The organism is Peptoniphilus sp. SGI.035 (assembly GCF_050315115.1).
Lineage (GTDB): Bacteria > Bacillota > Clostridia > Tissierellales > Peptoniphilaceae > Peptoniphilus_A.
This window is the reverse complement of record NZ_JBNPOJ010000008.1, coordinates 1-19,788: the sequence shown is the minus strand read 5'-3', so window position 1 is coordinate 19,788 and position 19,788 is coordinate 1. Positions and strand designations below refer to the sequence as shown.

The 19,788-nt window shown below is 31.2% G+C and carries 19 protein-coding genes; 17 read left to right on the top strand and 2 right to left on the bottom strand.

Annotated features, from left to right (window positions below; genetic code table 11):
* Positions 1-303: 303 nt before the first annotated feature.
* The 5 genes from ACQRC6_RS05370 to radA are packed head-to-tail and all read left to right on the top strand — an operon-like array spanning position 304 to position 6,053.
* Complete coding sequence (locus tag ACQRC6_RS05370; RefSeq protein ID WP_293559724.1) at positions 304-756, top strand: CtsR family transcriptional regulator; 453 nt, start codon at positions 304-306, stop codon at positions 754-756.
* Between the two features lie 10 nt (positions 757-766).
* Positions 767-1,276 carry a UvrB/UvrC motif-containing protein gene (locus ACQRC6_RS05365; protein WP_427848054.1) on the top strand — a complete coding sequence of 170 codons (510 nt, stop codon included), beginning with the start codon at positions 767-769 and terminating at the stop codon, positions 1,274-1,276.
* Positions 1,269-2,249 carry an ATP--guanido phosphotransferase gene (locus tag ACQRC6_RS05360; RefSeq protein ID WP_427848053.1) on the top strand — a complete coding sequence of 327 codons (981 nt, stop codon included), beginning with the start codon at positions 1,269-1,271 and terminating at the stop codon, positions 2,247-2,249. Before ACQRC6_RS05365 ends, ACQRC6_RS05360 begins: the two co-directional genes overlap by 8 nt.
* Positions 2,246-4,717: an ATP-dependent Clp protease ATP-binding subunit gene (locus tag ACQRC6_RS05355; RefSeq protein WP_427848052.1), complete on the top strand. Its 2,472-nt coding sequence runs from the start codon at positions 2,246-2,248 to the stop codon at positions 4,715-4,717. The genes ACQRC6_RS05360 and ACQRC6_RS05355 overlap by 4 nt, the downstream gene beginning before the upstream one ends.
* On the top strand, positions 4,686-6,053 hold the full coding sequence (radA, locus tag ACQRC6_RS05350) for a DNA repair protein RadA (RefSeq protein ID WP_427848051.1): 1,368 nt from the start codon (positions 4,686-4,688) through the stop codon (positions 6,051-6,053). Before ACQRC6_RS05355 ends, radA begins: the two co-directional genes overlap by 32 nt.
* Before the next feature lie 49 nt (positions 6,054-6,102).
* Here the strand turns inward: radA and brnQ are convergent, their stop codons facing one another.
* Complete coding sequence (brnQ, locus tag ACQRC6_RS05345; protein ID WP_427848050.1) at positions 6,103-7,422, bottom strand: branched-chain amino acid transport system II carrier protein; 1,320 nt, start codon at positions 7,420-7,422, stop codon at positions 6,103-6,105.
* 115 nt (positions 7,423-7,537) lie between these two features.
* On the opposite strand from brnQ, the gene ACQRC6_RS05340 reads away from it, so the two are divergent.
* Positions 7,538-8,815, top strand: coding sequence for a bifunctional folylpolyglutamate synthase/dihydrofolate synthase (locus tag ACQRC6_RS05340; protein WP_427848049.1), 1,278 nt, complete (start codon positions 7,538-7,540; stop codon positions 8,813-8,815).
* Between the two features lie 303 nt (positions 8,816-9,118).
* A complete protein-coding gene (locus ACQRC6_RS05335) occupies positions 9,119-10,561 on the top strand; it encodes a carbon starvation CstA family protein (RefSeq protein WP_427848048.1) in 1,443 nt (480 codons plus the stop codon).
* A gap of 413 nt (positions 10,562-10,974) precedes the next feature.
* Here the strand turns inward: ACQRC6_RS05335 and rpmB are convergent, their stop codons facing one another.
* Positions 10,975-11,166 (bottom strand): 50S ribosomal protein L28, encoded by a 192-nt coding sequence (rpmB, locus tag ACQRC6_RS05330; protein ID WP_019106947.1) that lies wholly within the window; start codon positions 11,164-11,166, stop codon positions 10,975-10,977.
* Between the two features lie 204 nt (positions 11,167-11,370).
* Here rpmB and ACQRC6_RS05325 point away from each other — a divergent pair, with 204 nt between their 5' ends.
* The 10 genes from ACQRC6_RS05325 to ACQRC6_RS05280 all read left to right on the top strand — a co-directional run bounded on the left by ACQRC6_RS05325 (position 11,371) and on the right by ACQRC6_RS05280 (position 19,751).
* Positions 11,371-11,724, top strand: coding sequence for an Asp23/Gls24 family envelope stress response protein (locus ACQRC6_RS05325; RefSeq protein WP_075658970.1), 354 nt, complete (start codon positions 11,371-11,373; stop codon positions 11,722-11,724).
* Positions 11,725-11,737: 13 nt separating this feature from the next.
* Entirely contained in the window at positions 11,738-13,396 is a 1,659-nt protein-coding gene (locus tag ACQRC6_RS05320; RefSeq protein WP_427848047.1) for a DAK2 domain-containing protein, read from the top strand.
* Between the two features lie 57 nt (positions 13,397-13,453).
* A complete protein-coding gene (gene recG / locus ACQRC6_RS05315) occupies positions 13,454-15,487 on the top strand; it encodes an ATP-dependent DNA helicase RecG (RefSeq protein WP_169967858.1) in 2,034 nt (677 codons plus the stop codon).
* 53 nt (positions 15,488-15,540) lie between these two features.
* Positions 15,541-16,107 (top strand): 16S rRNA (guanine(966)-N(2))-methyltransferase RsmD, encoded by a 567-nt coding sequence (rsmD, locus tag ACQRC6_RS05310; RefSeq protein ID WP_293559701.1) that lies wholly within the window; start codon positions 15,541-15,543, stop codon positions 16,105-16,107.
* The gene (coaD, locus tag ACQRC6_RS05305; RefSeq protein ID WP_169967853.1) at positions 16,085-16,570 is read left to right on the top strand and encodes a pantetheine-phosphate adenylyltransferase; all 486 of its coding nucleotides are present in this window, start codon (positions 16,085-16,087) and stop codon (positions 16,568-16,570) included. Before rsmD ends, coaD begins: the two co-directional genes overlap by 23 nt.
* Positions 16,567-17,007 carry an ATPase gene (locus ACQRC6_RS05300; protein ID WP_169967852.1) on the top strand — a complete coding sequence of 147 codons (441 nt, stop codon included), beginning with the start codon at positions 16,567-16,569 and terminating at the stop codon, positions 17,005-17,007. Before coaD ends, ACQRC6_RS05300 begins: the two co-directional genes overlap by 4 nt.
* Before the next feature lie 200 nt (positions 17,008-17,207).
* On the top strand, positions 17,208-17,789 hold the full coding sequence (locus ACQRC6_RS05295; RefSeq protein ID WP_427848046.1) for a hypothetical protein: 582 nt from the start codon (positions 17,208-17,210) through the stop codon (positions 17,787-17,789).
* 4 nt (positions 17,790-17,793) lie between these two features.
* The gene (locus tag ACQRC6_RS05290; protein WP_293559695.1) at positions 17,794-18,345 is read left to right on the top strand and encodes a hemerythrin domain-containing protein; all 552 of its coding nucleotides are present in this window, start codon (positions 17,794-17,796) and stop codon (positions 18,343-18,345) included.
* A 102-nt stretch (positions 18,346-18,447) separates the two neighbouring features.
* Positions 18,448-19,314 carry an S-layer homology domain-containing protein gene (locus tag ACQRC6_RS05285; RefSeq protein WP_427848045.1) on the top strand — a complete coding sequence of 289 codons (867 nt, stop codon included), beginning with the start codon at positions 18,448-18,450 and terminating at the stop codon, positions 19,312-19,314.
* A 74-nt stretch (positions 19,315-19,388) separates the two neighbouring features.
* The gene (locus tag ACQRC6_RS05280) at positions 19,389-19,751 is read left to right on the top strand and encodes a hypothetical protein (protein WP_293559691.1); all 363 of its coding nucleotides are present in this window, start codon (positions 19,389-19,391) and stop codon (positions 19,749-19,751) included.
* The last annotated feature ends 37 nt before the right edge of the window (positions 19,752-19,788 follow it).

Genomic DNA, 19,788 nt, shown 5'->3' with positions numbered 1-19,788 from the left:
AAAGAATAAAGAAATTAAGATGTCTAAAATATCTGTTGGGGAGTAAAATCTTCAGCAGATATTTTTATGTAAAAGATATTGTAATTATAGGCACTAAATCTTAAACCTTAAATAAGGTAAAAGATACTTTTAAAAACATACTAAAAGGTATGCAGTTTATATTATTTTACTTAAATAATATATTTAAAGGAATATTAAACTAAAAGCTTTACAAAAATTATATTTTATATTAAACTAGAAATAGTAAAAGATAGTCAAAATTTTTATAAATCAAAGGACAAAGATAGTCAAAGGAATGGTGCTATGGCAAAGCTTTCTAACTCCATTGAAGATTTTTTAAATGAACTTATTTTTGAATCTGGTGGAGTTGTTGAGATACAAAGATCAAAAATTTCAGATCATTTTAATTGTGCTCCTTCGCAAATAAACTATGTTTTGACAACAAGGTTTACGCCTGTTAAGGGATACTATGTTGAGTCAAGACGAGGCGGTGGAGGCTACATTAGAATAGTAAAAGTAAAAATTGAAGATGATGAAGATGTTTTAGATACTTTTTTAAGTTTCATTGGCGATTCAATTACAAAAAATAATTCAGATGAATTATTAAAGGAGCTATTGAGAATTAAAAAAGTAAGTAAAAGAGAGATGGAACTAATAAAAGTTGCTCTCTCAGATAGAGCGCTTAGTGAGTGTGAAAATAAAAATGAACTGCGGGCAGATATTTTAAAAAATATGCTACTAGTTATTTTTAGTTAGGGGGAAGAATATGCTATGCGATATTTGTAAGGAAAGAGAATCTGTCATATCTTATACTAGGGTTAATGACGATGAAATAGAAGAAGTACATTTATGTGAAGTTTGTGCAGAGGAAAAATTTAGAAAAGATTTCAAGAGTTATCAAAATATAATTCCTCAACTTGAGAATGCACTTAGAAATATTTTTCAATTTACAACAAATTCTTATAATGATGAAGAGGATATAAGTTGTGAATATTGTGGAAGGAGTTTTCGTGAATTAAAGAACACAGGAACTCTTGGATGTCCAAAATGTTATGATTCTTTTGGAGGGGAAATTAGAAAATATTTAAATGCACTAAACATTAATTTAAAATACAGGGGTAAGATCCCAAAAAATGCAGATAATTATCTTGTTTACAACAGAAAACTTGAGGATTTAAAAGAAAAATTAGATCTTGCCATAAATTTGGAAGAATATGAAAAGGCAGCAGAGATTAGGGATGAAATAAAGAAGTTAAAGGAAGATGTCAGTGTCTAAAATTATTTTAGGTTATAAATTAAAATTATATAGAAATATTGACGGTAAAAAATTTGTAAACACAATGACTGAGGAAGAATTAAAGAAAAACTTAGAATTTTTTTATCCTATTTTAACTGATTTAGGGTACACTAAAGTTGATATGGAAAAAATTTCTTCTCTAAAAAAACTTGAGTATGTTGAAAATGGGAGAATTGGGAAAAAATTTTTAGAAAAAAGTAATATTGGCTTTTATGAGAAAAAAGATGCTCCAGATATTTTAATTAACGCAGGAGAGCATATTGAACTTTCTATTTTTTCTAGGACAAAGACTTTAAGTGATCTATTTAAAGAGATTTATAGTCTTGAAGAAAATTTAGAAGATAAAATTAATTTTGCTTTTGATCCAAATTTTGGGTATTTAAGTTCAAGAGTTTTAAATTCCGGGACAGGATTAAAGCCAATTGTACTTTTATATCTTCCGGCGCTAAATTATTTTGGAATAAATGAAATAGCAAGGGGACTTTCAAGACTTGGCTACACTTTGGGTTCATATAGAGATAGTTCAAATAAAGCCTTGGGAAGTATTTACACTTTGTCTTTTGAATCAACTTTTGGCGAAGATGAAAAGTCTTATGTTGATAAATTAAAAATCATCGCGCGAGAAATTGCCGATGTTGAAAGGGAAAATAGAAAAAAACTTTATTTAGACAATATTATTACTCTAGAGGATATGGTAAATAGATCTTTTGGAGTACTTGCAAATGCAAGAGTTTTATCGGAAGAAGAGATGATGCAGTCCATGAGCACAATTAATCTTGGAATTGAACTTTCAATTTTAAAACCAAATCGAGAATTTGATTTTTATGAAGAGATTACTAAGCTTAGAAATGGACATTTGCAAATTGAGAGGGGTGCAATATTAGATCTCAAGTCGCGAGACATTTTAAGAGCTAATAAGGCAAGAGCTCTCATGAAGGAGGTTTTCAAATGAGTATGTTTGGAAAATTTAGTGAAAAATCACAAAAGGCTATTCTTTTTGCACAACAAGAGGCAAGGGAACAAAAACATCCATATATAGGTTCAGAACACATTCTTCTTGGAATAATAAGAGAAGGAACAGACACAGGGGCACACATTTTATCAAAACTTGGCATCGATTATAAAAAGGCTAAGGAAGCCACACTTGATATAGTTAGCAGTGGTCAAGGTCCAGTTGTATCCAGTATTGCGTACACTCCAAGGACTAAGAGAATTTTTGAACTTGCTTTTGAAGTTTCAAGAGAAATGGGAGAAGTTACAGTTTCAACAGAACATCTTCTCCTTGGAATTTTACGCGAGGGTCAAGGTGTTGCCATATTAGTTTTAAAAAGACTTGGCATTGATATTATGAGTCTTGAAAATGACATTTTAAACAATATGGAAGAATATGAAGCTTCTGAAGAAGGAGATGGGGAAATTTCTTCCGAAGCTTTGGAAAAATATACTACAAATTTAAATAAAAAGGCTGAAGAAGGAAAAATTGATCCCGTAATTGGAAGAGAAAGGGAAATAAAAAGAGTTATTCAAGTTTTGTCAAGAAGGACAAAAAATAATCCTGTACTAATTGGAGAACCCGGTGTTGGTAAAACTGCAATTGCAGAAGGACTTGCTGCAAAAATTGTCGCAGGAGATGTGCCGGAAATTATGAAAAATAAAGTAATTTTAACTCTTGATATTTCACAGCTTATTGCAGGTTCAAAATACAGAGGAGACTTTGAAGAGAGATTAAAAAATGTAACTAATGAAGCTGCAAAAAACAAAAACATCATTTTATTTATTGATGAAATGCATATAATAATTGGCGCAGGTTCAGCCGAAGGATCTCTTGATGCATCGAATATTTTAAAACCAATGCTTACTAAGTCAGTTATTCAAGTTATTGGGGCTACAACAATTTCTGAGTATAGAAAGAAAATTGAAAAAGATTCAGCCTTTGAGAGAAGACTTATGCCAATAATGGTTGATGAACCAAGTGTTGAAGATTCTATAAAAATTTTAAGGGGACTCAAAAAAATTTATGAAAAGCATCATCATGTAGTAATTCCAGAGGAAACTATTGAGGCTGCTGTAAAATATTCCGACAGATATTTAAATGATAGATTTTTACCTGATAAGGCTATTGATTTAATAGACGAGGCAAGTTCAAAACTTAAAATTGAATCCTACAAAGTTCCTGAATTTGAAGAAAAATACAAAAAGGAGCTTGAAGAAATTGAAAATAAAAAATCTGAGGCAGTAAAAAATCAAGATTATGAACTTGCTGCAAATCTTCGTGATGAACAAAAAAATGTTGAAGAAAAATACAAAGAAGAAATAAAAAAATTTGAAGAAAAAGAGTCAAAGAAAAAAGTAACTCCAGAACTTATTGCTGAAATAGTTTCTGAATGGTCAAAAGTTCCTGTAACAGATATGACTGAAGAAGAAACTGAAAAGTTAAGAGAACTTGATAGTAAGTTAAAAGAAGATGTAAAAGGTCAAGATGATGCTGTCAAGACTCTTGCAAAGGCAATTAAGAGGTCGAGGATTGGGCTTAAAGATCCTAGTAAGCCAATTGGAAGCTTTATATTTGTTGGACCAACTGGTGTTGGTAAGACTTTCCTTGCAAAAAGCCTTGCCAAAAATTTATTTGGTAAAGAAGAAAATATGATTAGATTTGATATGTCTGAGTACATGGAAAAATTTACTGTATCCAGACTTGTTGGTTCTCCCCCAGGATATGTTGGATATGAAGAAGGTGGCGAACTTACTGAAGCAGTAAGGACACATCCTTATTCAGTAATTCTTTTAGACGAAATTGAAAAGGCACATCCAGATATTTTCAATATTTTACTACAAATTTTAGACGAAGGCAGAGTTACTGATTCAAAGGGAAGGACTGTAAACTTTAAAGATACTGTTATAATTATGACTTCTAATGCAGGGGCAAACTTACTTGCAAAAAATTCAGTTCTTGGTTTTTCAACTTCAGAAAGCAATGAGAAGAAGAGTGAATATGAAAATATGAAGAAAATCATAATGGAATCTTTAAAGCAAAAATTTAGACCTGAATTTTTAAACAGAGTTGACGATGTAGTAATATTTAAAACTCTTGAAAAAACTGAAATTAAAGATATTGTAAAAAATATGCTCAATAAATTAAGCGATAGGCTTTCTGAAATGGGTATTAAAGCAAATTACTCAAATAAACTCATTAATTTCTTAGTTGATGAAGGTTATGATAAAGTGTTTGGTGCAAGACCACTTCAAAGGACTATTACAAAATTAATTGAAGATAAAATTGCCGATGAATTTTTAGATGGAAACATAAAAGAAGGCGATGAAATTTTAGTAGATGTTAAGTACAAAAAAATTCAAATAGAAAAAGTTAAAAGGACTAAACAGAAGAAAAATGAAAAAGAAAATAGTGTATCAGTGCAGTAATTGCGGATATATTTCCCAAGGATTTTTTGGAAAATGTCCAAACTGTAACTCGTGGAACACTTTAGAAGAAAAAGAAGAGGAGCCTAGCAAAAAGGCTCCTTCTAAAAACAACAAAGATGCACTTAAACTTAAATCAGTAGAAGTTTCCTCTGATGAAAGAGTAAAGACTAGCATTGAGGAATTTAATAGAGTAATGGGTGGCGGAATCGTGAGAGATTCTGTGAGCATTTTAACAGCAAAGCCTGGCTCTGGAAAGTCAACCCTCCTTATGCAAGTTGCAAATGACCTTGCAAATAAAGGAATGAGAGTTCTTTACGCATCGGGAGAAGAATCTGAAACGCAAATAAAAATGAGAGCTGAAAGAATTTTGGACAAGCTTTCTGAAAATATTTGGGTTTATTCAGTAAATTCTCTTAATTCAGTTTTGGATCAAGTGGAAAAAATTGATCCACAGTTTATAATTATTGATTCAATTCAAACTTTTACCCTAGACGAATTTCCTCAAAGACCAGGCACTCCAACACAGACCATGGAGTGTGCCTATAAGATGACAGAAATTGCAAAGGACATTAACAAGCCACGAATGATTTTTTTAGTTGGTCAAATGACTAAGCAAGATGAACTTGCAGGGGTTAGAAGTCTTGAACATTTAGTGGACACAGTTTTATTAATTGAGGGTGATTCATCAGAGGATTTGAGATCTTTAATGGCGACAAAAAATAGATATGGTTCCACTGGTGAGATTGGATTTTTTTCAATGACTGAAAAGGGAATGATTTCTATCGACAATCCTTCAGAATACTTTATGACAAGAAGGTCAGAAAATGAACAAGTTGCAGGCTCATCTCTTTCTGTTATAAGAGAGGGAACAAGGCCAATAATTTTGGAGACAGAAGCCTTAGCGTCAAAGACATTTCTTCCTTATCCGTCAAGGATTTCGGAATCTATTAGAAGGGAGCACTTAAATACTTTAGTTTCAATTTTAGAAGAAAGAGCGGGAATAAAATTTTTGGATAAAAATATTGTGGTAAAGTCCGCTGGAGGAATTAAGGTTAAGGAACAGGCATCAAATTTATCTGTAATGGTCTCCATAGTTTCTTCTACTCTCAATAAGCCTGTGGAGGCAAATTCAGTTTTCATTGCCGACGTTGGTCTTACTGGCGAACTAAAAAATGTTCCAAGCTTAGATGTGAGACTTAAAGAAGCAGAACGAATGGGTTTTAAAAAAGCCTATGTTTCAAAATATTCCAATGTAAAGGAAGAAAATTATAAGAATCTTCAAGTTATTAAGATGACAAATATTTTAGAAGTTCTACAAAAAATATTTAGCATATAAATAGACAAAAAAACTCTTTTTACTATTATAGTAAGAAGAGTTTTTTACATTAAGCCTCCTTTGGCTTTCTAAAGTTTGAAATTACAATTGCTATCAATAGGCCAATTAAAGTTGGAACAACCCAACCAAGGCCAAATGTAGCAAGGGGAAATTTTAATAGTAATCCATTGAGTGTTTCATTAAATCCACCAAGAAATTCTTTACCTTGTAGTACATACAAAAGACCAAACACAAATGAAACTATTGATGGAATTTTGAAAACTAAGTCGTCTTTAATTTTGTCATTAAATAGTCCTATTAAAACAATAGTCATTGCACAAGGATAAAGTATTTGAAGAATTGGCGCAGAAATTTTAATTATTTGGCTTACACCAAGCATTGAAATTGCACAAGAAACAACTGAACAAATAATTACTACAATTTCGTAAGAAATTTTGCCTTTGCTTAGTTCGTTGAAGAAATTACCTGCAGATGAAATCAAACCAATTGCAGTTGTAAGACAGGCAAGTGCTGTTATAATCGCCAAGATATATACTCCAACGCCACCAAGAACCCTATTTGTAATATCTACAAGGAGTTGAGTGTTATCCGTATTTATGTCGTAGATTCCAAGGTTTGAAGTTTGTGCACCAAGGTATACTAAACCACCATAGATAAAGGCAAGACATAAAGCTGCAATAATTCCTGAATAAATAGTTGCCTTAATTTCTAGTGTCTGCGAAGAATATTTTCTTGTCTTAACAGCATTTATAACAACTAGTGCAAACATACATCCTGCAATAGCATCCATAGTTTGATAACCGTCAGTAATTCCCCTTTCAAGAACATTGTCGATCATAGCAGTGTTTGCAATTTCTCCAATTGGAGTAAAAGTCCCCTTAATTATTAGAGCTAAGATACATATTATTAGCGAAGGTGTTAAAAATTTACCTACTATATCTACAACCTTGCTTGGTCTTATACTTAAAAGACAAGACACAATAAAGAAAAGCACAGAGAATAAATATCTATTTACAGATTCGCCAAAAATTGGCATAATAGCTATTTCATAAGTAGTAGCTGCAGTTCTAGGAGTTGCTAAGAATGGTCCAATACATAAAATAATTGCTGTTGAGATAATAATTGCAAAAGTTTTATTAACCCTTGAAGCTAGAACATTTAAATTTCCGTCGTATTTAGAAAGAGCGATAATTGCAATTAGACCTAATCCTGCGTCAGCAATAGTAAAGCCTAGAAATCCAATCCACCATTGTGAACCCGATATAAGTCCTAGATAAGGTGGAAAAATTAAATTTCCTGCACCGAAAAACATTGCAAAAAGTGCAAAACCGATTACAAATAAATCTTTAATTCGAATTTCATTATTCATCTTTTAACCTCCAATTAATTATTTTACCATTTTACCATAATTACATGTAATTTGATACACTAAAATATTGAATAACAACAAAAACTCTGGTACTATTTTTATAAAGGAGATTGATATGAATTATACTGAATCAGTAAATTGGATTGAAAATAGAAATATCCCTCTTGGTGAGTTCACAACGGATAATATAAAAACACTTTTAGAGATATTTAACAAGCCACAAGATAAATTAAAAATAATACACATTACGGGAACAAATGGAAAGGGTTCAGTTGCAAGTTTTATTGCAAATTCCTTAAAGGAAAATAATTTTTCTGTGGGAAAATTTACTTCACCCTACATAACAAACATTCGTGAAGAAATTAAAATCAATAATATAGAAATATCTGAAGAAGACTTTGCAAAATTAGCTTCAGAAATTAGAGAAAAAGTAGAAGAACTTGACGAGAAAAAAATTTTTGTAAGTGGATTTGAAATCTTAACATCCCTTGCTTACATTTTTTTTGCGAGGGAAAAAGTAGACTTTGCTGTAATGGAAGTTGGAATGGGAGGAAGAGTTGACGCAACTAATGTAATGGAAAAATCAATTTCAGTTTTTTGCCACATTTCTCTTGACCACGCAAATATTTTGGGCGATACAATAGGAAAAATTGCAAGGGAGAAGGGTGGAATTATAAAAGAAAACTCCCATGTCTTTAGTTATCCTCAAGAGAAGGAGGCTGAAGAAGTTCTTAGTGAAATTAGCAGCTATAAAAACTCTATCTTTGACGAATTTAAGGAAAATGAAGTTGAAATTTTAAAGTCCAATGAGTTTGGAAATAAATTTAACTTTAGAAATTATAAAGATGTTGAAATAAATCTAATAGGAGAGCATCAAATATTAAATGCTTCACTTGCATTAATGGTTTTAGATTTCTTAAAAACTGAGTACAACTTAAATGAAGAAAAAATAAAATTTGGACTAAAAAATGCAAAAAATATTGGCAGGACAGAATGTCTTTCTAAAAATCCACTTGTAGTAATTGACGGATCTCATAATTTAGATTCAATTGAAAGAATTGAAGAAAGCATAAAAAAATTCAAATATAATAAATTAATTTTAGGATTTAGTCTTTTAAAGGATAAGGATCACGATAAAATTTTAAGAAAAATCGAAAATATTGCAGATAAAATCGTCTTAACTGAAATTGACAACGATAGATTTACAGAAATTGATGTTCTTATGAGTGAATTTAAAAAGTTTTCAAGAAAAGAAATTTTTGCAATAAAAAATAGAGAAAAAGCTGTAGAAAAAACTCTAGAACTTGCAGAAAAAGGCGACATGATTTTGTGGTGTGGGTCTTTATATTTAATTAAGGACATTAGAAAAATATTTTTAGAAAAATTAAATTAAAAAATATGAGTACCAAAAAGTTTTCTATTTAAGAAGTTTGTTTTTATAAGTTTTAAAAAATCTAATTATATATGTATTCAATTAAAAAGTGGTTTTAGGAATATTTTTTTAAAAAGATAATTAAAGATTTTGAAGAAATTGTGCCAGATTAAAAAAGTATAACATATGTCTTAAAAGTTAAGAAAATCTTAAAAAATGTGAAGGATTATATTGTCTTTTTTTAAAAAAAATAATATAATTAAAAAAATTAGGTTGAAGTGTTTTTTAGACTCAACTTTAAATTTTATTTAAGGAGGTAAGAATATGACTACATTTCTCATTGGCTTGGCTATTTTAATTATCGGTGGTTTTGCTTATGGCCGATTTGCCGAGAAAGTATTTCAACCGGATGATAGGGAGACGCCGGCGATTAAAAACCAAGATGGTGTCGACTATGTTCCCATGAGCAAAAAAAAGAACGCACTTATTGAATTATTAAACATTGCAGGAACTGGGCCAATTCTGGGTCCAATTCAAGGGATTCTCTTTGGACCTTTGGCTTTTCTTATGATTCCAATTGGATGTGTTTTTGGCGGTGCTTTACACGACTATATGAGCGGTATGATATCTATTCGTTCAGGTGGCGAACAAATGCCAGGACTTATTAAGCGCAATCTTGGAAATAAGGTATACTCGATCTACAATATTTTCGTAATCATTCTCATGGTTCTCGTAGGTGCGGTGTTTATTTATACTCCCGGAGATTTAATAGTAGCTAATGTCTTAAAACAAGAAGCAGTAGCAACAAACCCTGTCGTTTGGGTAGTTTATGCATGTATTTTCGCTTATTATATTGCGGCGACACTTTTCCCAATTGATAAGATAATCGGTAGGGTTTATCCAATTTTTGGCGGCATCTTATTACTTTCAGCTGTTGGTATTTTCTTCGGTTTGTTCTTTAATGGTTATCAACTAAATAACTTAGATTTTAGCAATCTAAACACACATCCAAAGGGAACACCAATTTTACCAGTGTTCTTTGTAACTGTTGCTTGCGGAATCGTTTCAGGATTCCACTCTACACAAGCGACTTTAATAGGTCGTTCTGTAAAGAGTGAAAGTGAAGGTCGTTTCGTATTTTACGACATGATGATCCTTGAAGGCTTTATCGCCATGATATGGGCGGCAGCTGCAATGGGTATTTACAACAAGGGTATTGACGCTGGTCTTATTGGAAAACCTGCCGTTATAGGTCTTGTTGCAAATGATATGCTTGGTACAGTGGGAGGTTTAATTGCCATTATTGGAATTATCGTTCTTCCAATCACTTCAGGAGATACTGCACTTCGTTCTGCACGACTTATGATCGCAGAGCACTTGAACATTCCACAAAAAACTATGAAGAGCAGATTAAGTCTATCCATTGGTATGTTCATATGCGTACTAGCTATCTTAATTTTTGCAAAATTGAGTCCAAATGGATTTAATGTTTTGTGGCAATACTTCGCATGGGCTAACCAAACGATCGCTGTATTTGCATTCGCCATGATTTCCATTTACTTACAACGACATGGTAGGGCATTCCTTGTATCATTAATTCCAGGTATGTTCTATGTCTACATCATTACAGCTTATATTATGGGTGCTAAGATTGGTTTTAACTTGCCTTATATGATAGCAAATATAATAGGTGTTATAATTGCTATACTTTACGCTTTTGTTGTCTATAAAGAAGGTGGCAAACAAAAAGTTTTGGCAAGAGCATAATATTTATAGAACGCGGTTGCACGCGTTCTTTTTTTGGTTTAAAATATTGTACTTATGGGAATTTATTCCTAAACTCAAAATGAAAAAGCAAGTTAATATGTATAAGCGTAAAATAAAAAAACTTTTAGTTTTAAAGATGCAATAATCCTTAATTTAAAGCTAAAATATTTTAAATTAAGAATTATTAGCATATATTATTTTTAAACAAAAAGAAAGACTCATTATTTTGAGCCGCCAAATGTTTGATATAGAATTTATATTTGATATGGGAAAACCTCTACCACTATTGCGGATTTTTGGATTTAGTTTAGAAGTCCAAGAATTTTTTAAACATCAAATTGAAATAAAAACTATTGCATTGCAAGATATGTAACTTATACACAAAAAAAAGGATCTTTTTTTAAGACCCTTAATTATATAGCTCTTTCGACTTTACCAGATCTTAAACATCTAGTGCACACGTTGATTCTTTTTGTTGATCCATTAACTACAGCTTTAACTCTTCTAATGTTAGGAGACCAGCTTCTGTTAGAACGAGAGTGAGAGAAAGAAATTTTATTTCCGAATTTTTTTTCTTTTCCACAAATTTCACATCTTTTAGCCATAACGCACCTCCTTTAGTCATTAAGCAACAAATATTCTATCAAAAATTGCTGCTAAGTGCAAATATTTTTTTCAATATGTTTTTATTTTACACTAAAACATTATTTTTTACCACTAAATTATTATTTTTTACAAAGGAATTTTTTAATTTCTGTTAATCTTTTATAAATTCTCTGTTATAATAAAAAAGATAAGGAGGTGCCCTCATGCCGGCAATTATTAATAGAAAACTTGGAAATATTGTAATAGAAGATAGCGTAATTGCAAACATAGCTGGAATATCAGCAATGGAAAGCTACGGAATTGTTGGAATGGCATCAAAAAATGCCGCAGATGGGATTTTTGAACTTTTGAGATTTGAAAATCTATCAAAGGGAATTGTTGTAAACACTGAAGAAAATGAAATTAGTATTGAACTTCATGTTATTCTAGAATATGGAGTAAAAATTTCTACTGTTGGTGAAAATATTATAGAGAGAGTTAAGTTTAATATTGAAAACTTGACAGGACTTGAAGTTGATAATATCGAAGTCTTGGTAGAAGGAATTAGACTTAAATAGTGGAGGTAAGATTTTGGAAATAAAAAAAATTAATGGCCCTTTATTAAAAGAAATTTTTAAAGGTGCTGTAAATTATCTAATATCCAGAAAGGAAGAGGTCAACGCTCTTAATGTGTTCCCTGTTCCTGACGGAGATACAGGCACAAATATGAGCCTTACATCAAAATCTGCCTTAAAACAAATTGATGGTTTAGAAGGGGATTTTTCAGTAGGAGATGTTTCTGCTGCAGCAGCACGTGGAGCACTTATGGGTGCGAGAGGCAATAGTGGAGTAATTCTTTCTCAACTTCTAAGAGGTTTTTCTGAAGGATTAGAGGGAATCAATGAAGCGGGAATTTCTGATATTGCCCATGCTTTTAAAAAAGCAAGTGAAACAACTTATAAAGCTGTTATGAAGCCAATTGAAGGGACGATTTTAACAGTTGGCAGAGAAACTGCTGATTTTGCCATTAGGCATCATAAAAAAGCTGAAGATCCAATTAAGTTTTTAGAAGATGTAATTGTTGAAGCTAATAAGTCCCTTGATAATACTCCAAATTTGCTTGAAGTTTTAAAGGAAGCTGGGGTAGTTGACGCAGGTGGCAAGGGTTTAGTTGTGTTGCTTGAAGGTGCACTTAAAGTTTTAAAGGGCGAGGACATTGCTGATCAAAGCGAAGACGAAACTTTGAAGAAAAAAGCACAAAAGGAAATCCAATTTACTGAAGCTGACAAATCTCTTAAATATGGATATTGTACAGAATTTATTATAAATACTGATTACGAAGATATAGATTCTTTTAGAGAAAAGATTGCTCCTCTAGGGGACTGTTTATTAGTTGTTGGTGGTAGTGGAACACATATTATTAAGGTTCATGTTCACACCAATGATCCAGGCATTGTTTTGCAACACGCTTGTGAACTTGGCCTTCTTCAAGATATTAAAATTGACAACATGAGGTATCAACACAGAGAAGTTCTTTTTGATGACAGTGAAGTTGCTGAGGCTAAAAAGAAAGAAGAAGAATCTATTGAAGAAAAGGATTATTCTTTCATAACTGTATCCATGGGCAGTGGAATGACTGAAACCTTTAAATCTCTTGGTGTTGATTATGTCGTAGCTGGTGGACAGACTATGAATCCATCGACAGAAGATCTTTTAAAGGGTGTGGATAAAGTTGGCGGAAAAGTCATCTATTTAATTCCAAACAATAGCAATATTATTTTATCAGCAGAGCAAGCTAGGGACATTTCTGACAGAGAAATTATTGTAATTCCTTCAAAATCTGTACCACAAGGAATTGCAGCAATTCTTGCCTTTAACGGAGATGCAGATAAAGAAGAAAACAAAGAAAATATGATGAAAGCCATAGAAAATGTAATTGATGCATCTGTAACTTATGCAGTGAGAGATACAACTATTGGCGGAAAAGAAATTCACAAGGACGACATAATTGGGATTGCATCAAAGGAAATCATCTCCAGTGGAAAAACTGTATTTGATGTTGTAATTGATACTGTGGATAAACTTATGGATGATGAAATTTCTCTATTAACCATTTTTTATGGAGAAGATGTAAAGGAAGAAGATGCTGAAAAAGTTCGTGAAGCCATTGAAGAAAAATATCCAGATGTGGATATAGATGTTATAAAGGGTGATCAACCTATTTATTATTACATCCTTTCATTAGAATAAGAATTAATTTAGATTTGAGCCCGAAGTTTTTCTTTGGGCTTTTGTATTAGGAGAATTATGGTTAAGTTAAGCGATTCTATAAAAAATTTAAAGGGGATTGGACCAAAGAGGGAGAAACTTTTCCACAAGCTTGGAATTTATTCTCTAGAGGATCTTTTATTATATTATCCTAGAAGGTATGAGGATAGTTCAAAGATTGTAAGCATTTCAAATGCAGTAATAGGAGAAAAAAACACCTTCAAGGTTAGAATTATATCAAAACTTCAAAATAGAAGAATAAGAAAGGGTCTTACTCTAACAAGTTTTCTTGCAGAAGATGGAAGTGGAGAGGTAGAGCTTTCTTTTTTCAATGCCTTTTACTTAAATTCTAAAATAAAAATTGGAAGTGAGTATTTAGTATATGGAAAAGCTGACTTTTTTAGGGGAAGAATTAGCATAAGCAGTCCTGAAATTGAAAATATACATAATTTAAAAAAATTGGGGAAAATTTCTCCAATTTACAATTTAACTGAAGGACTAAACAATTTTGCCTTTGAAAATGCAATAAGCCAAATAATAGACTTAAATTTATTTGAAGAAAATTTGCCAGAAGAAATTTTGAAGAAATACACTCTAATAGATAAGAATTACGCCATAAAAAGTATTCACTATCCTAGTAGCAGAAAAAATTACATTCAAGCACGTGAGAGATTAATTTATGAAGAATTATTTTTATTTGAACTTTCTATTTTAAAAAATAAATTTCAAAATGAAAGAAGAGATGCAATAAAATTTGAAATTAAGGATAAAGTTTTTAATTTTATAGAGGATCTTCCCTTTAAATTAACGGAAGGACAACAAAATGTAGTCGATGAAATTTTTGACGACATGAAAAAAGGGAAATCAATAAATAGACTAATTCAAGGAGATGTTGGAAGTGGCAAAACAATTATTGCAATTATAATAATGTATCTTGCCTATTTAAATGGCTATCAATCATCTATTATGGCGCCGACAGAAATTTTGGCAAAGCAACATTTTAAATCTTTTGTGGAGCTTTTAGAGCCTCTTGGAGTAAAAATAGCACTGTTAATAGGTTCAACTTCAAAAAATGCAAAAAGAGATATCCTAGACAATTTGGAGATGGGTTCTATTGATATATTAATAGGAACTCACGCTCTCATAGAAGAAAATGTAGTTTTCAGAAAATTAGGAGTAAATGTTATTGACGAGCAACATCGCTTTGGCGTATTGCAAAGAAATATGCTTCAAAATAAAAATAAGGACGCAGCAACAATTGTAATGTCGGCTACACCAATACCTAGAAGTTTGAGTTTAGTTCTCTACGCAGATTTAGATATTTCTGTCATAAAGACTATGCCCTTAGGCAGAAAACCAATTAAGACTATTGCAATAAATGAAAATATGCTAGATAAATCTCTTAATTTTATTAAATCTCAGCTTTCAAAAAATAGGCAAGCCTATGTAATTTGTTCTTTAATCGAAGAAAATGAAGATTATGAAAATTTGCAAGCAGTTGAAAAAGTTTATGAAGAATTAAAAGACTTTTTTTCTGAATATAGTGTTGGACTTCTCCACGGAAAGATGAAGGCAGATGAAAAAAATAAAATTATGACAGAATTTGCAGAGAACAAAATAAATTTACTCGTCTCTACAACTGTTGTCGAGGTTGGAGTAAATGTGCCTAATGCGACTGTAATTATGATTTACAATGCAGAGCGTTTTGGACTTTCAACACTACACCAACTTCGTGGAAGAGTAGGAAGAGGAGATCATCAATCCTATTGCATACTCTACAATCTTTCTAAAAGTGAAATATCTTGGGAGAGAATGAAAATTATGACAGACTCAAACGATGGATTTTATATTGCAAATAAAGATTTAGAACTTCGCGGCTTTGGAGATATATTGGGAACTAGACAATCAGGTATGCCAAATTTAAGACTTGCAGATCCCTTTAGAGACGAAACAATTTTAAAATATGCAACAGAAGACGTGAAAAATATTTTGGAAGAAGATCCAAATTTAGAGAGCAAAAAATATTTTTACTTAAATAGAGAAATAGTTGATTTTTACTCTGATTTGAACTAATATCTTTTATTATCTCTTGACTTATGGTAAAATAAAACTAATTTGGAGGCTTTATGAGAATAATTTCAGGAAATAGACGAGGACTCAAATTAAAGGCACCAAAGGGCTTTGATACGAGACCAACAGAAGATAGAGTTAAGGAATCGGTTTTCAATATTTTGGGGCAAAATTTTTTTGACGATATTGTCCTAGATTTATTCTGTGGCAGCGGAGCAAATGGAATTGAATTCATTTCAAGGGGCGCAAAAAAAGCCTACTTCATTGACAAATCAAAGGAAGCAATAGATTGTGTAAAATACAATTTAGATAAGGCAAAATTTTTGGATTATGCAGTTGTAATTGAAGATCACTTGAATAAAGCCCTTAGAAGTTTAGATGTAAAGTTTGATTACATTTATATGGATCCACCTTTTGACAGGCGTGATTTATATAAAAAAGCCTTTAAACTAATTAGAGAAAAGGAATTATTAAAACCGAAAGGACAACTAATTGTGGAGTATAATTCTGATATTCCACTTTTAATTGGCGAAGGTTTTGTAGAAATAAAAAATAAAAAATATGGAAATACATCAATTTCCATATGTGGATGGGATATAGATGAAAGCAATATATGCGGGTAGCTTTGACCCAGTAACTAATGGACATTTAGACATTATAAAAAGAGCGAAGGATATTTTTGGAGAGGTAATTGTCGCAGTTCTTGACAACACTTCAAAAAAAGAATTATTTACAGTTGAAGAGAGAAAAGAACTCCTTCACAAGGTACTAAATGGCGTAGAGGGCGTGGAGATAGATTCTTTTGATGGACTTCTAGTTGACTATGCAAAGAAAAAAAATTGTAAAGTAATAGTAAGAGGACTTAGATCAGCTTCTGATTATTTTAATGAATATACACTTGCCATGGCAAATATGCACTATAAAGATGGTGTTGAAACTGTTTTTTTATTGGCATCTAATGAAAATTTATTTGTGAGCTCAACGCTTGCTAAAGAGGTTTCAACCTTTGACGGAGATACAGATTTATTCGTGCCTCCTGTTGTAGGAGAAGCTATGAAGAAAAAATTACTTAGGAGGAAGATATGAATTTAATTGATTTAGTTGAGGAATTGGAAGATCTTGTAGAAACATCATCACAAATACCACTTACTAATAAGGTAATGGTTGATAGAGATGAATTTTTGGAAATTGTAAATGAAGTAAAAATGCAAATTCCTGAAGAAGTTTCCGAAGCACAAAAAATTGCAAAGGACAAAGACGAAATAATCAATGGAGCACATGACGAAGCTGACAAAATAATTGCAGCAGCAAGAGCTCACTCAGAAAAGATTATTGACGAAAATGAACTTGTAAGACAAGCTAATGAGAGAGCATCAGAAATTTTAAAATCTGCAAAAGAAGAATCTACTCAAATAAGAGAAGGCGCAAGAGATTATGCTGATGAACTTCTTGAAAACACACAAGTTAATTTATCGGAAATAATTAAAATGCTTAATGAAAATAGACAAGAGTTAAGAGGATAATTTAATATTTTGCAAGAAAAAGAGAGAAGCTATATTGATGTATTGCTCCTCTTTTTTTACATTGATTTAAAATTTTTATAATGTGGATTTATAATATCTTTTAGCAATCTATTAAAAAATAGCAATATTTTATTTTGTGACTTTTATCACATTATTTTTTTGACTAAAATGATATTATTTCATGAGAAATGAGGGATAAGATGAGTTTATTTTTAGGACGCATTCATTACATTATGTACGAAAAAATTATTTTCCAAGAAGATATTTTGGAAAATTTATTAAAATTATTGGACGAGGATAAAAGTGCTAAGTTAAAAAAAGAATTAGATAGAGATTTTCCAATTGAAAGAGGAGAACTTGAAGATATAATCGACACAAGCAATATTCACGGTTGGCTTGACAATAGGGTTGTAAGAAGTGAAAATAGACTTGCAAGGGCAGTTTCAATTTTACTAAAAGATTTTGACTTGGAAAAAATAAAAAATAAATTTTTTGAAATGGGCAAAAATTATAATGGAGGGAAAACTCCCTTTGAAGCCTTTACTTTTATAACTTCAAAATTTTTAGACGGAATGCCTTGCGACCACGCACTTGCAATTTTAAAAAATGATAAGGATGAACTTGTATTTACAGTAACAAGGGATGTTCACGAAAGCATTTGGAAAAATTATGTTGATCCCCAATATTATTGGATATTTCGCGACAATTTTATTGCAGGGAGTTTAGAATCCTCTAATATAAAATTTGAAAAGATAGATGAAAATTATATACTTAGGAAGTGATTAAATGGATACTTTAAAAGAAACAATTAATTATTTAGAAGATGAGCATAAAGAAATTTTAATTTTTTGTGACAAAATGGAAGAAAAATGCCTTGAAATATTAAAGGGAAATGTGGATGAGGAATTTTTTAAAAATGCAATAATTTTTATAAGGAAGTATGCAGATGGAAGACATCACAAAAAGGAAGAAGATATTTTATTTAAGGCAATGTTAGAAAATCTTGGACCAGTTGCAGAAAAAGTTGTGCGTGGTGGAATGCTTGTAGAGCATCAAATGGCAAGAGGATATGTAATGGAGCTTGAAAATAATTTAAACTTATTTGAAAAATCTAAATCAGAACTTGCAAAACTTCACATACTAACAAATGCCATGGCTTATGTTGAACTTTTGAGAAATCATGCAACTAAGGAAAATAATACAGTCTATCCCTTTGCAGAGAAAAATCTTCCAGAAGATGTGAAGAAAAAAGTTTCAGAGGATATGAAAATAAAAATCCAAGAAGAAAAAAATGATAACATTGAAAAAATAAACTTGATTAAATTATTAGGAATTTAATTGCTTTAGCTTTTTATCAAAAAGATTACAAATTGATTACAAAGTTTAATTTTTAAAGATTTTCACCTGAATATTTGTTATTATAAAAACTCGAGGTGAATAATGAAAAAAATATTTATATTGATGATAATTTTAATTGCAATGCCAATAAGTGCTTTTGCAGCAAAGGAAGTGGCAATGCTCCTTAATGTCAGCGCAGTTAAAGAAAGTGAAGTATATAACTTTGAAATAAAAAATGCAAAAAATAAGGACGCAATTGAAATTGAAGTAAAAAGCGAAGGCAATGACGTAAAATCTAAAATTACAAAAAATGTACTTGTAAAAAACAATAAAAAATATATTTCTCTTACTCAAAAGGAATTGGATTCATTAGTTGGACCATCAACAGGTTACACTTTTAGACTTAGGTTTGCAAAAAATGACGGCAAATCAAATTTTACAGAAGAATTACATCTTGGAAAGGCTCCGATTTTTAGAAATTATGGCAACTGGGCATACAATGATTTGTTAAAAGCAGAAGAATTAAAACTTTTCTCTAAGGAAGTTGCAAAAAACACAAGAGAGAAAATTACTCGCGAAGAATTTGCAGAAATTGCAGTCAAAGCTCATGAAATTAAGTACAAGAGAAGTGCTCAAGGTTCAGTAAAACAGTTTAAAGACACTGACAACAAATATGTTAATATGGCATACGACCTTGGCATAATGAAGGGAAAGAATAGCGAAGAATTTGCTCCAAAGGACCATATTACAAGAGAAGATTATGCTGTTGTAATTTCAAATTTATTTAAGCTAGAAAAGAGCAAAGATTTAAAAATTAAAGATGCTAAAAATATTTCTAATTACGCAAGGGATTATGTCAACAATGCGCTAAATGGCGGCTACTTAAATTTAGATGAGAAGAATAATTTTAATCCAAAAAGAGAAATGACTAGGGAAGAAGTTATTTCTTCAATAGTGCGTCATATTTGATAAAAAATTTACAAAAAAACTTAAATTGTATATAAAACTTTATAATTGTGATATAATACTTCCAAGGTGAGGTAATGAAAAAAGTAATTTTTGACATTAGCCCACTTGGAAGTTTTCAATTTTCTTGTGAGGCTTACATGATTTATTATAGAGAAAAATATGGACAAGATATTTTTTTCTACACTAGAAAAAATGGAAAATATATAAGGATAGAGGACGAGGAAGAGTTAAAACATCTCAATAGCAGAGTAATCACAAATAAGGATCTTGGCTATGAGATAGATTGGATTCCTCATGACTCAGAAGCTAGAGTAAAACCATTTTCAGAAGAGTTGGAAGATGACGAATTACTTATAAAAATAGTGGAAGACCTTGGCGACAACGCAAGTTGGAAAAATTCTAAAATGAAGGTAGTAGAACTTCAAGATGTTAATTAAAGTTAAGAAAGAAAAGAGATTCATTTTGAGTCTCTTA